Raw genomic sequence first — 14,782 nt, 5'->3', positions numbered from 1 at the left:
GCCCCCTCGCGGGGTGCGGCGCGCCGTTCGCGTCGTGCGGTCAGTTCTTGCGTACGGGACGCAGCGCGCCGGCCGCCGGCTCGACCGGCTCGTCCCGGGCCTCGGCCCAGAGCGAGCGGACGTGGCCGAGGTGGCGCATCATGCACGCCTCGGCGCCCGCCCGGTCGCGGGCGATCATGAGGTCGAGCAGTTCGACGTGCTCCTCGGCGGAGGAGACGAGCTTGCCCGCCTCGTCCAGGCCGGTCAGGCCGTAGAGCCGGGACCGCTTGCGCAGGTCGCCCACGGTCTCCACCAGCCGGTCGTTCCCGGACAGGCCGAGGAGGGCGAGGTGGAACTGCCGGTCGGCCTCCAGATAGCCGATGAGGTCGTGCGCGCGGGCGTTGACGACGATCTCCTCGGCCAGCGGGCGCAGCGCCTCCAGCTCCTCCGCCGTCGCGGTCTCGGTGACCCGGCCGACCGTGGGCACCTCGATGAGCATGCGCAGTTCGGTGCACTGGTCGAGCTCGCGCTCGCTGACCTCGGTGATCCGGAAGCCCTTGTTGCGGACCGGTTCGACCAGGCCCTCGCGGGCCAGGTCGAGCATGGCCTCGCGCACCGGGGTGGCCGAGACGCCGAGTTCGGCCGCGAGCCCGGGGGCCGAGTAGACGGTCCCGGGCTTGAGCTCACCGGCCGTGAGGGCCGCGCGCAGCGCGTGGCCCACCTGGTCGCGAAGCCGCTCCTGGGCCTTGATGAGACTGTGCTGCTTCAGGTCACCCACGCCGTTCCTCCGAGAATCCGCAGGCGCCCAGCGTACAATGTCACGTTTCTCACCCGGGTCGGGCCGGTGGAGCGGTCACAGCAGGAACCCCGCGCCGAGGGCGTCGTCCGGGTCGAGCGTGAAGTGCGCCTCGCCGGTGCGGTGGGCGGTGCCGGTGACCTCGGTGACGAGCCCCGTCACGGGGTCGCCGCCGGGGACGGCGCGGCCGGTGAGGACCGTGCCGGCGACGGACTCGTGGGTGAGCACCCGCCCCTCCTCCAGGCGGCCCTCGCCGACGAGGAGGGCGATTCGGGCGGAGGTCCCGGAGCCGCACGGGGAGCGGTCGATCTGGCCGTCGGCGAAGACGGTGACGTTCCGCTGACGCGGCCCTCCGGGGGCGTCGGGCAGCTCCTCGTGGAGGATCACGCCGTACACCCCGGAGAGCAGCGGCCCGTCGGGGTGCCAGGTGGCGGGGTGGCCGGCGAGCGCGGCGCGGATCTCCCGCCCCGCCCGGGCGAGTTCGGGCAGGGAGGCCCGGTCGACCGTCAGGCCGAGGTCGCGGGCGGGGACGGAGGCGTAGCAGGCGCCGGCGTGGGCGAGGTCGGCCTCGACGACGCCGAGGCCGGTGGCGACGGGCACCTTGCGGGCGGTGACCCGGGCGGGCACGTTGCGGAAGGTGACGCCGGTGGTCCGGCCGGCCGCCCGGTGGACGGTGGCGGTGACCCGTCCGGAGGGCACGTCGATCCGGACCGGGACGTCCCGGTCGTCCTCGCCGGCCGGGACGCGGCCGGTGTCGACGGCCCAGGCGGCGAGCGCGATGGTGCCGTGGCCGCAGGCGGTGGAGAAGCCGTCCTTGTGCCAGAAGAGGACGCCGAGGTGTGCGCCGTCGTCGTCGGGCGGGACGACGAACCCGCCGTACATGCCGGCGTGGCCGCGCGGTTCCTGGACGAGGAAGCGGCGCAGCGCGTCCAGGGGGCCGGGGCGGGGGGCGGTGCCGGAGCCGCCGGGGCCGACGGCGGTGGCGCAGCGTTCGGCGACGGTGTCGCCGGGGGCGGGCGGCAGGCCGTCGGCGACGATCCGGAAGGGCTCGCCGGCGGTGTGGTAGTCGGTGACGCGGATCCCGTCCGCGGGGAGGGCGGTCACAGCAGGAAGCCGGCGGGGAAGGGGTCGGTGGGGTCGAGGAAGTACTGGGCGGTGCCGGTGATCCAGGCCCGTCCGGTGACGGTGGGGACGACGGCGGGCCGGCCGCCGACGGTGGTCCCGGCGACGAGCCGGCCGGTGAACTCGGTGCCGATGAAGGACTCGTTGACGAAGTCGGTGTGCAGGGCGAGCCGTCCGCGGGCGTGCAGCTGGGCCATGCGGGCGCTGGTGCCGGTGCCGCACGGCGAGCGGTCGAACCAGCCGGGGTGGATGGCCATGGCGTGCCGGGAGCGGCGGGCGTCGGAGCCGGGGGCGGCGAGGTAGACGTGCTTGACGCCGGCGACGGCCGGGTCCTCGGGGTGGACGGGCCGGTCGTCGCCCGCGTTGATCGCGTCCATGATCGCCAGGCCGGCGGTGAGCAGCTCCTGCTTGCGGGCGCGGTCGAAGGGCAGGCCGAGGGCGTCGAGTTCGACGAAGGCGTAGAAGTTGCCGCCGTAGGCGAGGTCGTAGGTGACGGTGCCGTACCCGGGGACCTCGGTCTTGAGGTCGAGGCCGACGCTGAAGGCGGGGACGTTGGTGAGGGTGACGGAGCGGGCGGCGCCGTCCTCGACGCGGACATCGGCGGAGACGAGGCCGGCCGGGGTGTCGAGGCGGACGGTGGTGACGGGTTCGGTGACCGGGACCATGCCGGTCTCGACGAGGACGGTGGCGACGCCGATGGTGCCGTGGCCGCACATCGGGAGCAGGCCGGAGACCTCGACGAAGAGGACGCCGTAGTCGGCGTCGGGGCGGGTGGCGGGCTGGAGGATCGCGCCGCTCATGGCGGCGTGGCCGCGCGGTTCGTACATGAGCAGGGTGCGCAGGGAGTCGCGGTGCTCCATGAAGTGGAGGCGCTTCTCGGCCATGGTGGCGCCGGGGATCACCCCCGCTCCGCCGGTGATCACCCGGGTGGGCATGCCCTCGGTGTGGGAGTCGACCGCGTGGTAGACGTGTCGGGTGCGCATGGGCTGTCCTTCCCCTTCCGGTCAGCGGAGTCCTTCGGCCAGGGCCTTCTCGGTGGCGGCGCGGACGGCGGCCTCGGCGGCGCCGGTGAGCGGCAGGCGCGGCGGGCGGGTGGGGCCTCCGGGGCGCCCGGCGAGGTCCATGGAGAGCTTGATGGCCTGGACGAACTCGGTCTTGGAGTCCCAGCGGTAGAGGGAGTGCAGGGCCTTGTAGAGCGGCAGCGCGGTGGCGAGGTCGCCGGCGACGGCGGCGCGGTAGAGGGTGGCGGCGGACTCGGGCAGGGCGTTGGGGTAGCCGGCGATCCAGCCGACGGCGCCGGCGAGGGCGAGTTCGAGGAGGACGTCGTCGGCGCCGACGAGGAGGTCGAGCCCGGGGGCGAGTTCGGCGATCTCGTAGGCGCGGCGGACGTCGCCGCTGAACTCCTTGACGGCGACGATCGTGCCGTCGGCGTGGAGGCGGGCGAGGAGGGCCGGGGTGAGGTCGACCTTGGTGTCGACGGGGTTGTTGTAGGCGACGACCGGCAGCCCGGCCTTCGCGACCTCGGCGTAGTGGGCGCGGACGGCCTCCTCGTCGGCGCGGTAGGCGTTGGGCGGCAGGAGGAGGACGGAGCCGGCGCCGGCCTCGGCGGCCTGCTCGGCCCAGCGGCGGGACTCGGCGGAGCCGTAGGCGGCGACGCCGGGCATGACGCGGGAGCCGTCGCCCGCGGCCTCGACGGCGGTGCGGACGACCGCGGCGCGCTCGGCGTCGGTGAGGGTCTGGTACTCGCCCAGCGAGCCGTTGGGGACGACGCCGTCGCAGCCGTGGGCGAGGAGCCACCGGACGTGCTCGGCGTAGGCGTCGAGGTCGACGGAGAGGTCGGCGCGGAGCGGCAGGGCGGTGGCGACCATGATGCCGTGCCAGGGGCGGGTGCGGGTGTCGGTCATGGTGACGTACTCCTTTGTAGTGTGTGACATTTTATTGAGGGGCGTACGACGGCCACAAGAGGGCTGCCGCCGCGAGAAGGGGCTACTCGGCGGGGAGTTCGGCGAGGTCTCCCAGGCGTACGGGGCAGGCCAGCGGGCGCCGGTCGGGCACGGGCGCGCCGCCCGCCAGCGCGGCCACGGCCGGGCCGCACATCCGGCCCTGGCACCAGCCCATCCCGGCCCGCGTCAGCAGCTTGACCGTGCGCGCGTCGGTGGCGCCCAGCTCCTCCACCGCCTCGCGGACGCGGCCGGCGGGCACCTCCTCGCAGCGGCAGACGGCGGTCTCCTCCCGGAGCCAGCCGGTCCAGCCCGTGCCGGGCCGGTGCGCGGCGCCCATGGCGTCGGCGAAGGCCCGCAGCCGCGCGCGGCGCCGGACGAGGGCGGCCGGGACGGCCCGTCCGGCGATCGAGTGGGCCGCGATCTCCCCTTCGGTCAGGGCCAGTTGGGCACCGCCGACGCCGCCGGTCTCGCCCGCCGCCCAGACGCCGGGCACCGAGGTGCGCAGGCCGGGGGTGAGGACGAGGGCGACGGTGCCGTCGGCGGCGGCGCGGGTGGCGCAGCCGAGGGCGGTGGCGAGGGAGAGTTCGGGGACGAGGCCGTGGCCGACGGCGAGCGCGTCGCAGGGGACGCGGCGGCCGGTGCCGGGGACGGGCCGCCAGTCCCGGTCGAGCCGGGCGACGGTGACGGCCTCGACCCGGTCGGTGCCGTGCGCCTCGACGACGGCGTGCCGGAGCAGCGGGCGGACCCGGTGGCACAGCAACGCCCCGCCGTGGAGCGCTGCTTCGGCGAGCTTGGCCGGGTTGCGCAGCAGCGCGCCGGGGCGGCGGGCGTACCCGCCGTACCCGCCGGCCTCGACGACGGCGGGCACCCGGGCGCCCGCGGCGGCCAGGGAGGCGGCGACGGCGAGCAGCAGGGGGCCGCTGCCCGCGACGACGACCCGGCGCCCCGGCAGTACGAGCCCGCTCTTGAGCATGGCCTGCGCTCCCCCGGCGCCGACGACGCCGGGCAGCGTCCAGCCGGGGAAGGGCAGGTGCCGCTCGTACGCCCCGGTGGCGAGCAGCACGGCGCGGGCCCGGACGGGCTCCCCCGCCGTGTCGTCGGTGCGGGAACGGACGGTCCAGTCGGTGCCGGAGCCGGTGACGCTCCAGACCTGATGGAGCGCCAGATACCGTACGCGGCCCGCTCGTTCGTACGCGCGCAGCTCGGCCTCGCGGCCGGCGAAGGCGGCCCAGTCGTGGTGCAGGGCCTGGGGGCGGGCGGCGCCGAGGGCCGGGTCGGGGTGGCGGTAGTACTGGCCGCCGGGTCGGGCGCCCGCGTCGAGCAGGGTGACGGCGAGGCCGAGCGCGGCGGCGGTGACGGCGGCGGCGAGCCCGGCGGGACCGGCGCCGACGATCGCGAGGTCGGCGCGGGCGGCGGGGTCAGACGGCGAGGTCGTCACGGCCGGTTCCCTCCTGGCTGGTGACGAGGCCGCCGGGGCGGGCGGGGACGAGGCAGGCACGGCGGTTGGGGGTGCCGTCGACGGTGACGAGGCAGTCGAAGCACTGGCCGATCCCGCAGAAGGCGCCGCGGGGTTCGCCGCCGTGCCGGGTGGTGCGCCAGGCGAGGACGCCCGCGTCCCAGAGGGCGGCGGCCACGGTCTGCCCGGCGGCGGCCGGGATCTCCCGCCCGTCGAAGCGGAAGGCGAAGGTCTCCTGGGGCGCGCCCCCGACGAGGGCGCGCGGGGTGCGGGGGCTCAACTCTGCTCCTGGAGAGGGGTGTCCACGGGCCCGAAGGCGCGCTCGGGGCGGAACGGCGAGGGGTCGAGCGGTGGTGCGGCGCCGGTGAGGGCGGCGGCGACGAGCGCGCCGGTGGCGGGGGCGAGGCCGATGCCCGCGCCTTCGTGGCCGCAGGCGTGGTGGAGGCCGGGGACGCGCGGGTCGGGTCCGATCGCCGGGAGGTGGTCGGGGAGGTAGGGGCGGAAGCCGTGGTAGGCGCGGAGGACCTGGACGCCGGCGAGGACCGGGAAGAGGGCGGCGGCCTGGGCGGCGAGCCGGCGCAGGGCCTCGGTGGAGAGCGAGCGGTCGAAGCCGACGCGTTCGCGGGTGGCGCCGATGAGGACGGGCCCGGCGGGGGTGCCCTCGACGACGGCGGAGGACTGGAGGGCGGCGGAGCCGCTGGCGACGTCGGCGATGTAGTCGGCGGCGTAGACCTTGTGCCGGACGACCCTCGGGAGGGGTTCGGTGACGAGGACGAAGCCGCGGCGGGGCAGGACCGGGAGGGGGACGCCGGCGAGCCGGGCGACCTCGCCGCCCCAGGTGCCGGCGGCGTTGACGACGGCGGGGGCGAGGAGTTCGCGGCGGGCGGTGCGCACGCCCCGGACCGCGCCGGCCGGGTCGCGGAGGACGGCGGTGACCTCCTCGCCGAGGTGGAGCGCGGCGCCGGAGGCGGCGAGCAGCCGGGCGGCCGCCTGGGCGGGCTGGACCTGGGCGTCCTGCGGGTAGTGGAAGCCGCCGGCGAGGCCGGGCGCGAGGTGGGGTTCGAGGTCGGCGAGCCGGTCGGCGGGGAGTTCGGCGGCGGTGACGCCGGCCTTCCGCTGGCCCTCCGCGAAGGTGCGGAGGGCCTGGAGGGCGGGCTCGTCGGGCGCCACGACGAGCCCGCCCTTGGGCTCGTACTCGGTCTCCGGCGGGAGTGTGGCGGAGAGGTCGCGCCAGAGTCTCGTGGACAGCAGCGCGAGGTCGAGCTCGGGGCCCGCCTCCTTGTCGGAGACGAGCAGGTTGCCTTCCCCGGCGCCGGTGGTGCCGCCCGCGACGGGACCGCGGTCGACCACGGCGACGGTGAGTCCGGAGCGGGCCGCGTAGTAGGCGCACGCGGCGCCGACGACGCCCGCGCCGATGATCACGACGTCCGGGGAGTGTCTCTTGGGCACGGCAGTAATATGTCACATTCTTCTGAGGGTGCCCAGGGGTTCCGGCCCCTGGGCACGGCGGACCGGCCGTCAGCTGCGCAGCGGGCCTTCACAGCGGAAGTCCGAGGTGCCGGCGACCCGGTTGGACCAGATCTCGACCGGCCCGAAGCCGCAGTTCATGTCGGCGAGGTTGTTCAGCGCCGCGCCCGCGCGGTCGAGGAGGAAGTAGTCGACCGTCTCGGACATGTCCTTGAAGTTCTGGTCGTCGCTGGCCGCGTTCGAGAGGTTGGCGGTGATCCGGCCGGTGCAGACGAAGCGGCGCTTGCCGGGCTCGCCGCTCTCGACGCAGTCCGGGGTGTTGTACGTGGCGTTCGCGAACGCCGCCTTCACCCCGGCGACGGTCGAGTACGTGAGCTGCGCGTCGGGGACGTACGTGGTGTTCGGCACGAACAGCCGGTCGACCTGGGCGATCTGCGCGTCCAGGAAGCGGTCGTACGCCTGCTGGAGCGCGGCGTCGGAGCTCAGCCGCTCCCGCCAGGCGTCGTAGCCGGCCACGTCGTCGGCGCGCAGCCGGGTGTACATCTCGCGTATGAGCGAGGGGCGTTCGGTCCACAGGAACTCAAAGAAGGTGCCCGCGTAGGCGTAGAAGCGGAAGCCGTCGCCGTCGTAGGTGGCGTGCAGGATCTGCCGCACGGTCATCCGGGGACCGCCGCCCGCGGTGTCGTCGATGACGCCGCGGACCAGGGACTTGCGGACGGCGATGCCGTCGTCGCGGGTGGCGCCGTCGAAGAACTCGGCGGTGCCCTCGTCCATGAAGGTGGTCCGGTCGCCCTGGTACCAGGGGCCCTGGCCGAAGAAGCCGGGGACGGCGAAGCGGCCGTTGAGGTAGTGGGTGTACTCGTGGCGGAACAGCTCCTCCAGGGTGAGCGAGGAGTCCTGCGGGACGCGGCGCTGGTAGGTGTAGAAGGTGGCGCCGTTCTCGATGTAGATGCCGCCGTTGTCGGTGTCGTACCCGGTGATGATCGGGTGGTAGTTCTCGTAGTCGGCCCGCGAGCCGTACAGGACGATGTTCAGGGTGGTGTTGGGGTCGCCGGCCAGCGGCCGGTCGCTGCCGACCACCCGGTGGAACTGCGCCTTGACCTGCTTGCTCGCGTAGTAGAGCTGGTCGACGGTGGCCCGGTCGAGGCCGGTGCGGACCTTGAGGGCGGCGCCGGTCCCGGTGTCGTAGGTGTACGTGTACGGGAAGATGCGGGCCTCGATGTCGGCCTTGCAGACGCCGTACGGGGCGCAGGCGTCGTAGAAGTTCAGCCAGGACACGATCTTGGCCCAGGGCTGGCTGCCGGAGCCCCAGGCGGACTCGACGGGGCCGATCAGCGCGCCGAGGTCGGCGACGATCCCGTTCCGCAGGCCCGCGACCTCGCCGAAGCGGCCGTACTCGCTCAGCGCGTCGCGGACGACCCAGGCGTTGGCGGTGCCCTTGAGGTGGGTGTGGCCGGCGAACGCCTTGAAGGCGGCGCGGTAGGCCGGGTCGGCGGCGACGGCGGCGTGGAAGGCGGTGTCCCGGTTGCCGGAGTAGACGCCCAGGTAGTTGACGGAGAGTCCGGCGAGCGCGGCGCCGGCCCAGGTGGGGTCCTGGTTCGTGGCGGGGTGTGCCGGGTCCATGATGGCGAGCACCTTGGTGATGAGGCCGAGCTGGTGGTGGCGCAGACCGGGGGCGCTGCCGGCGTACAGGGCCTCGCGGAGGGTGCGGGCGTTGGACGCGGTGACGTCGAAGGTGCGGGCGGCGGAGCCGAAGGCGGCGATGGCGCGGCGGACGGCGTCGACGGTCGGGGCGTCGGTGATGTCGATCTCGGGGCGCGAGAAGTCGTGGTAGGCGACCGCGTGGAGATAGGTGAACATCTCCTCCAGGTGGGAGGAGTTGCGGCCGTCGTGGGCGGCGGCCAGGGCGGATACGCGCTGGGCGACGGCCTGCACGTGGGCGTCGGACATCACCCGGGCGAGGCGCGCGTCCCAGGTCCAGATCAGGCCGTTCAGACAGCCGTCGGCGGTGACGGCGGGGTCCGCGAGGAAGTCGGCGAAGGCGGCCGGGGAGAGCCCGGTGATCCCGTCCAGGGTGCACGGGACGCCGGCCACGAGGGTGGCGGCGGCGGGGGCGGCCTGCTGCTCGGCCTTGCTCTCGGCGCCCTTCTCGGCCCGGCCGGGGACGCGGGCCCGGGTGTCGCCGGTGCCGCCGGGGGCGGGGGCCGGAGCGGGCTCGGCCGACCGGGCGTCGGCGAATCGTTCCACCTCGTCGAAGGGGTTCGGCTCGGCGACGGGCGCGAAGGCGCCGGGCAGGGCGGAGCCGGCGGCGCGCGGCGCGGGCGCCTCGGCGGCCCGGGTCACGGCCTGCCCCGCGGAGGCCACCAGGGCCACCGCGATCGCGGCGGCGAGGAGGGAGGAGCGCACGACTCTGTGCTGGGACACGAGGTCTCCTGGAGAGGGTGGGGATGAGGGGGGTTCGCGCGGCCGATCGGCGGGACCTGAACGGGAGTTGACGCAGAGACGGCCGTCCACCGCGCGAGCTGTAACATAGTAATGTGAAATTGCACTGACAACCCCTCTGCGCGGGTCAGTTGCGACGCCCGGGCGCCCGCCTCCACGGGAGAACGAGGGGAGACGGACGCCCGGCCCCCCTCATCCGGGGCCGAACGGGCAGGTCAGCACGGCGAGTTCGGTACGGCTCCGAGTCCGGGCGCCGTCGGCCGCGGCCCCTTCACCGCGCCCTCCGCCCGCTCCCGCGCCACCGCCGCGAAGGCCGCGTCACCGATCGCGTCGGCCAGCCGGGCCCGGCCCAGCCAGGTGTACGGGCTGTCCGGGCGCAGCCCGTCCCGCTCGCTCAGCAGCAGCCGGGCCCGGTCGTGGTCCCCCGCGGCGAGCGCGGACTCCAGCAAGGTCCGCTGGACGGCGTCCCGTTGGGCGTGGCTGCCGCCGAAGACCTGGAGCCGGCGCCGCAGCGGCCACAGCAGCTCCACCACGGCGGCGTGGTCGCCGCGGCCCTGCGCCAGCAGCGCCTCGCAGACCGGCAGCCCGACCTCCGCCGTCATGGCGAGGTTGGACGGGGGCCGCCGGTCCCCGGCGTGCTCGTCCAGCCACCGCCGCCGGTCGGCCACCAGCGCCTCGGCCCGCGCGATCCGGCCGGCCCCCACGTACGCCATCACCGCGTGGGCGTCGTTGAAGGCGTAGAACGGCGGGTCGGCCCGCTCGGCCCAGGCGTCGGCGAGCCGCGCCCAGCGCTCCGGCTCCTCCCGGCCGGCCAGCCGCAGCCGCCACAACAGCGCGGCGGCGTCGAGGAGTTCCATGGCGAGCCCCGCCGACTCCTCGTGGTGGACGGCCGCGTCGTAGACGCGCAGCGCGGTCTCCTCGGCACCCGCCTCCAGGGCGTACAGGGCGTAGTGCCACCAGTTGTGCACGGTCAGGTAGTTGCCGCGCGTCCAGTCCGCCGCGCGGGCGTCGAGGAAGGCGACGCCCTCGGTGATCCTGCCCTGCATCTCGTACGTGTGGGCGACGGCGTGCACGGCCCACACGTCCCTCGGGTGCCGTTCCACCGCCGCCAGCCCGGTCTCCTCCGCGCGCCGGTAGTGCCCCGACTCCTCCAGGCCGAAGGCGTACATGCCGAGCAGCGGTCCCCGGTGCTCGTCGGCCTCCCCCCAGGCCGACAGGGCGCCGCCGATCCGGTCCCGCAGCCGGACGGCGTCACCGGTGAGGAAGTCCAGCTGGTGCCCGGCGAAGAGCGCGAGCACGTCCCTCGGGTACGCGAGGCTCAGCTCCTCCAGGAGGTCGCCCGCCCCGTGCAGGTCGCCGGCGAGGCAGGCTCCGGCGGCGGCCAGGTGGAGCCGCTCGCGGGCGGGCAGCGCGTCGGCGTCCCGGCCGGCCAGGTAGCGCGCGAAGCGCGCCCCGGCCGCGGCGGCGGCGGTGTGCTCGGTGCCGAGCACCCCCAGATAGGCGGCGAACGCCTGGGCGTCGGGCGATCCGGGGCTCGCCGCGAGGGCGTCCTCGACGGCCGGGGACACCTCGGGCCGGAAGAAGAGCAGGGCCTCCAGGGCCCGGTCCAGGTGGCCGGCCCCTTCGGGGGTGCAGTCGTGCAGGGTGTTGCCGTAACGGTCGGTCGTCAACGCGGGTCCTCACCTCGGTTCCTCGGTGTCCGCCTCGCGCGCGGACACACGCCCGACGGGTCGGACGGACGGCGCCCGGCGCGCCGGGCGGAACCGCCTCCTCCCCGTCGGCACCGGGAGCGTGCCCCGCCCGCTCCCCGCCGAAGCGCCGGACCGGACGACGGCGAGGGGCCGCGCGCGGCGGAACGCGCCCGCGCACGACCCCCCGGCGCCGCTAGCGCAGTTCGTCGGCGACGATCTCCGCGGCGGCGGCCACCAGTTCGTCGATGCCCTCGGCCTCCGGGTCCGGACGGGTGGTCAGGACGGCGAGGAGGATCGGGCCGCCGTCCGGCGGCCAGACGACGCCGACGTCGTTGTTGCCGCCGTACTTCCCGCCGCCGGTCTTGTCGGCGACGGTCCAGTCCGCCGGCAGGCCCTTGCGGAACCGGGTCTCACTGGTGGTGTTGCGGAGCAGCCAGTCGGTGAGGAGGGCGCGGTCGGCGGGGTCCAGGGCGCGGCCGAGGACGAGCCTGCCGTAGGTGCGGGCGATGGCGCGCGGGGCGGTGGTGTCGGTGATCCGCCAGGGCTCGGCGCTGTTGAGCTCCGGCTCCCAGCGGTCGAGCCGGGTGACGGGGTCGCCGATCGAGCGGGCGAAGCGGGTGATCGCGGTGGGGCCGCCCAGCTCGCGCAGGAGCAGGTTGGCGGCGGTGTTGTCGCTGAAGCGGATGGCGGCGTCGCAGAGTTCGGCGACCGTCATGCCCCGCGCGATGTTCTCGGCGTCCTCGGTCACCGGCGACCAGCCGGAGCGCCCGACGTAGGCCGCCGTGTAGTGGACGCGGCGGGCGAGGAAGGTGCCGTCGTGGTCGAGGTCGCGCAGGACGGCCGCGGCGGCGAGGGTCTTGAAGACCGAGCACATCGGGAAGCGTTCGCGGTCCCGGTGGGAGATCGTGCGGCCGGTGCGCACGTCGTGGGCGTAGACGCCGAGGCGGGCGCCGTACCGCTCCTCCAGGGCGCGGAGCCGGGCGAAGGCCCCGTCGCCGGCGGGGTTTCCGGTGGGGGCGGCGCCCGTCGAGGCGTGGGCGGTTCCCGCGCCGGCGAGACCGAGGGCGGCGGCCAGCGCCGTACCGGCGCCGAGGGCGAGTGCGGTCCGGCGGGAGGTGCCGGGGTTCTGGGCGTGCACGAACGTCCTTTCGACGGTGATCGTTTCCGAAGTGCACCACGCACGGCCCGCGCCGCCGGTTCCGACACCCCGGTTACCTGACGGTATGTGATTCGGTGTTCACTGTCCGATCATGGACCTGGAGCACAGTGCTCCGCGCGTTCTCGAAAGGACACGCATGCCACATCGCGAGGGGGAGAGCGGCTCGGCACCGACCCTGATCCAGTCGGTGCGCCGGGCCGTACGACTGCTGGACGAGCTGGAGCGCCGCGGCGGCACGGGCAGCGCCAAGCAGCTGGCCCGTGAGGCCGTCCTGCCGCTGCCGACGGCCTATCACCTGCTGCGGACCCTGGTCCACGAAGGACTGGTCCGCAACGACAGCGGCACCTACACGCTCGTCACGCCGCTGCGCCGGAACACCGGACCCCGCGCCCCCCACGAGCCGGCGCTGGGGCTCCAGGCCTGGGTGGACGCGCTGAGCCGGGAGCTGGACGCGGCGGTGTACTTCGTCCAGTACCGGAGCGGCGAGGTGGAGGTCGGGGCGGTCTCGGACAATCCGGCGCGTCCGCCGGTCGAGGAGTGGGCCGACTTCCGGACCACGGCGCACGCCCACGCCGCCGGCCAGAGCCTGCTGCTCCAACTGGAGCCGGACCAGCGCGGCGACCACCTGAGCCGCCACCCCGTGACGGCGCTCACCGCGCACACGGCCGGCACGCGGCGCGACTTCGAGCGGCGCCTCGCGGGCATGCGGCGGCGGCTGCCGGTCCTGGAGCACCAGGAGTACGCGCTCGGGGCCGCCTGCGCGGCGGTGCCGATCACCGTGGGGGCGGAGACCGCCGCCGTGGCGCTGTCGATCCCCGCCGCCGAGGGGGCACGGCTGCGCGGGCTCGCGACCCGGCTCCAGCAGCGGGCGGAACAGGTGCTCATCTCCCAGACCTTCGCGGTGGCCGCGCACGGTCACGAGCCTTGACCGGACACCCCCGGGGCGTGGCGCCCCGCGGAGGGGGTACACGGGGCGAGAGGCACCGCCGGGAGACCGGCGGTGCCTCTTTCTCGTTCCTCCTCGCTCCTCCCGTGCGGGTCGGGACGCCCCGCCCCGGATCCCCCACGCCCCCGGCCTGTGACCCGAAATACCCAGGGGGGTATTTGACGAGGCGCGCGGGAGGCCCGTACGGTCGGTGGCAGAAATACCCAGGGGGGTATCCATTCGCTCGCGGGAGGCTCCGCCGTGTTCTTCGCCCAGTACTACCTCGACTGCCTGTCCCACGCCTCGTACCTGATCGCCGACGAGACCACCGGGCAGGCCGTGGTCGTCGACCCGCGCCGGGACGTCGCCGAGTACCTGGCCGACGCGCGGGCGCACGGCTTCACCGTCGTCGGCGTGATCAACACCCACTTCCACGCCGACTTCGTCGCCGGGCACCTGGAGATGGCCGACGAGACGGGCGCGTGGATCGGCTACGGCGCGCGGGCGGAGACCGAGTACCCGGTCCGGCACCTCGCCGAGGGCGAGCGGATCCCCCTCGGCGAGGTCGTCCTGGAGGTCATGGAGACGCCGGGACACACCCCGGAGTCGATCAGCGTGCTGGTGTACGAGCGCGCCGGCGACGAGGTCCCGTACGGGGTCCTGACCGGCGACGCCCTGTTCGTCGGGGACGTCGGCCGGCCCGACCTGCTCGCCTCCACCGGCGTGACCGCCGAGGAGCTGGGCGCCATGCTGCACGACAGCGTGCAGCACAAGCTGATGGGCCTGCCGGACGAGGTCCGCGTCTTCCCCGCCCACGGCGCGGGTTCGGCCTGCGGCAAGAACCTGTCGACGGAGAGGTCCTCCACCATCGGGGAGCAGCGGGCGACCAACTACGCCTGCGCCCCGATGGACCGGGAGGAGTTCGTCGCGCTGGTCACCGCCGGCCAGTCGGCGGCCCCGGGCTACTTCGCCCACGACGCGGACCTCAACCGCAAGGACCGTTCCCTGTACGACGCGACCGTCGCGGCCCGGCCGCTCGCGCTCGCCGAGTTCGGCGGCCTCCGCGCCGGCGGAGCGGTCGTGGTGGACGCCCGCGACCCGCAGGAGTTCGCGTCCGGGCATCTGGCGGGCGCGGTGAACGTGCCGGCCGACGGACGCTTCGCCGAGCAGGCCGGCACCGTCCTGGACCCGACGGAGGAGCTGGTGGTGATGGCGCCGCCGCACCGGGAGGAGGAGGTCGTCACCCGCCTCGCCCGCGTCGGCTTCGACCGGGTCGTGGGCTACGTCCGCGACCCCGAGGACGTCCTGCGGCTGATGGCCGACGAGGTCGTCCCGGCCGGCCGCCTCACCGCCGCACGCCTCAAGACGGCCCTGGCCGGGGAGAACCCGCCCCTGGTGGTGGACGTGCGGACCCGCGGCGAGCGCGAGGCGAACGGCTCCGTCCCCGGGGCGCTGCACATCCCGCTGAGCGAACTGCCCGCCCGTACCGGCGAGCTGCCCACGGACCGGCCCCTCGTCCTGCACTGCGCGGGCGGCCACCGCTCCTCCGTCGCCGCCAGCCTGCTGCGCCACCGCGGATTCGGTGACGTCTCCGACCTCCTCGGCGGCTGGGCCGCCTGGGCCCTCGCCACCGGAACCGCCGGCGCCTGACCACCCCGACCGCCGGCCGGGCACGGGTCCGGGACTCCTCCCCTCGCGCACCGCCGGCCCGTGGCGGGGCCGGCGGCCGCACTGCCTCCGGCCCTCCGCCCCGTCGCGGGCGCGGGCCCCCCCCCCCCCGGTCCGGTCCGGGTCGGTCCGGT

Annotated in this window: 12 protein-coding genes; 2 read left to right on the top strand and 10 right to left on the bottom strand. The window is 75.4% G+C overall.

Annotation, left to right across the window (positions count from 1 at the left end; genetic code table 11):
* Positions 1-40: 40 nt before the first annotated feature.
* The 10 genes from AB0E83_RS32905 to bla form a co-directional block, all read right to left on the bottom strand.
* Positions 41-757 carry a GntR family transcriptional regulator gene (locus tag AB0E83_RS32905; RefSeq protein ID WP_362120055.1) on the bottom strand — a complete coding sequence of 239 codons (717 nt, stop codon included), beginning with the start codon at positions 755-757 and terminating at the stop codon, positions 41-43.
* A gap of 75 nt (positions 758-832) precedes the next feature.
* Positions 833-1,879 (bottom strand): proline racemase family protein, encoded by a 1,047-nt coding sequence (locus AB0E83_RS32900; RefSeq protein WP_362120054.1) that lies wholly within the window; start codon positions 1,877-1,879, stop codon positions 833-835.
* Positions 1,876-2,880, bottom strand: coding sequence for a proline racemase family protein (locus tag AB0E83_RS32895; RefSeq protein WP_362120052.1), 1,005 nt, complete (start codon positions 2,878-2,880; stop codon positions 1,876-1,878). The genes AB0E83_RS32900 and AB0E83_RS32895 overlap by 4 nt, the downstream gene beginning before the upstream one ends.
* 21 nt (positions 2,881-2,901) lie before the next feature.
* Complete coding sequence (locus AB0E83_RS32890; protein ID WP_362120050.1) at positions 2,902-3,801, bottom strand: dihydrodipicolinate synthase family protein; 900 nt, start codon at positions 3,799-3,801, stop codon at positions 2,902-2,904.
* 82 nt (positions 3,802-3,883) lie between these two features.
* Positions 3,884-5,278, bottom strand: a complete 1,395-nt coding sequence (locus tag AB0E83_RS32885) for an NAD(P)/FAD-dependent oxidoreductase (RefSeq protein WP_362120048.1) — start codon at positions 5,276-5,278, stop codon at positions 3,884-3,886.
* Complete coding sequence (locus AB0E83_RS32880) at positions 5,259-5,576, bottom strand: (2Fe-2S)-binding protein (protein WP_362120046.1); 318 nt, start codon at positions 5,574-5,576, stop codon at positions 5,259-5,261. The genes AB0E83_RS32885 and AB0E83_RS32880 overlap by 20 nt, the downstream gene beginning before the upstream one ends.
* A complete protein-coding gene (locus AB0E83_RS32875) occupies positions 5,573-6,745 on the bottom strand; it encodes an FAD-binding oxidoreductase (RefSeq protein ID WP_362120044.1) in 1,173 nt (390 codons plus the stop codon). Before AB0E83_RS32875 ends, AB0E83_RS32880 begins: the two co-directional genes overlap by 4 nt.
* 69 nt (positions 6,746-6,814) lie before the next feature.
* Complete coding sequence (locus AB0E83_RS32870) at positions 6,815-9,187, bottom strand: collagenase (RefSeq protein ID WP_362120042.1); 2,373 nt, start codon at positions 9,185-9,187, stop codon at positions 6,815-6,817.
* Positions 9,188-9,420: 233 nt separating this feature from the next.
* Positions 9,421-10,875: a tetratricopeptide repeat protein gene (locus AB0E83_RS32865; RefSeq protein WP_362120040.1), complete on the bottom strand. Its 1,455-nt coding sequence runs from the start codon at positions 10,873-10,875 to the stop codon at positions 9,421-9,423.
* A gap of 214 nt (positions 10,876-11,089) precedes the next feature.
* On the bottom strand, positions 11,090-12,034 hold the full coding sequence (gene bla / locus AB0E83_RS32860) for a class A beta-lactamase (protein WP_362120038.1): 945 nt from the start codon (positions 12,032-12,034) through the stop codon (positions 11,090-11,092).
* Positions 12,035-12,191: 157 nt separating this feature from the next.
* On the opposite strand from bla, the gene AB0E83_RS32855 reads away from it, so the two are divergent.
* Positions 12,192-12,983, top strand: a complete 792-nt coding sequence (locus AB0E83_RS32855) for an IclR family transcriptional regulator C-terminal domain-containing protein (RefSeq protein ID WP_362120036.1) — start codon at positions 12,192-12,194, stop codon at positions 12,981-12,983.
* A 258-nt stretch (positions 12,984-13,241) separates the two neighbouring features.
* A complete protein-coding gene (locus AB0E83_RS32850; RefSeq protein WP_362120034.1) occupies positions 13,242-14,630 on the top strand; it encodes a rhodanese-like domain-containing protein in 1,389 nt (462 codons plus the stop codon).
* Positions 14,631-14,782: the final 152 nt, after the last annotated feature.

Origin of the sequence: Streptomyces sp. NPDC035033 (assembly GCF_040636735.1) — a bacterium.
In the GTDB taxonomy this organism is placed as follows: domain Bacteria; phylum Actinomycetota; class Actinomycetes; order Streptomycetales; family Streptomycetaceae; genus Streptomyces.
The sequence above is the reverse complement of the archived record's forward strand: the minus strand, read 5'-3'. Positions and strand labels throughout refer to the sequence as shown.

Excerpts from the sequence above, each read along its gene's own strand:
- AB0E83_RS32895 (WP_362120052.1), bottom strand. The coding sequence starts at position 2,880 with ATGCGCACCCGACACGTCTACCACGCGGTCGACTCCCACACCGAGGGC.
- AB0E83_RS32890 (WP_362120050.1), bottom strand. The coding sequence starts at position 3,801 with ATGACCGACACCCGCACCCGCCCCTGGCACGGCATCATGGTCGCCACC.
- AB0E83_RS32855 (WP_362120036.1), top strand. The coding sequence starts at position 12,192 with ATGCCACATCGCGAGGGGGAGAGCGGCTCGGCACCGACCCTGATCCAG.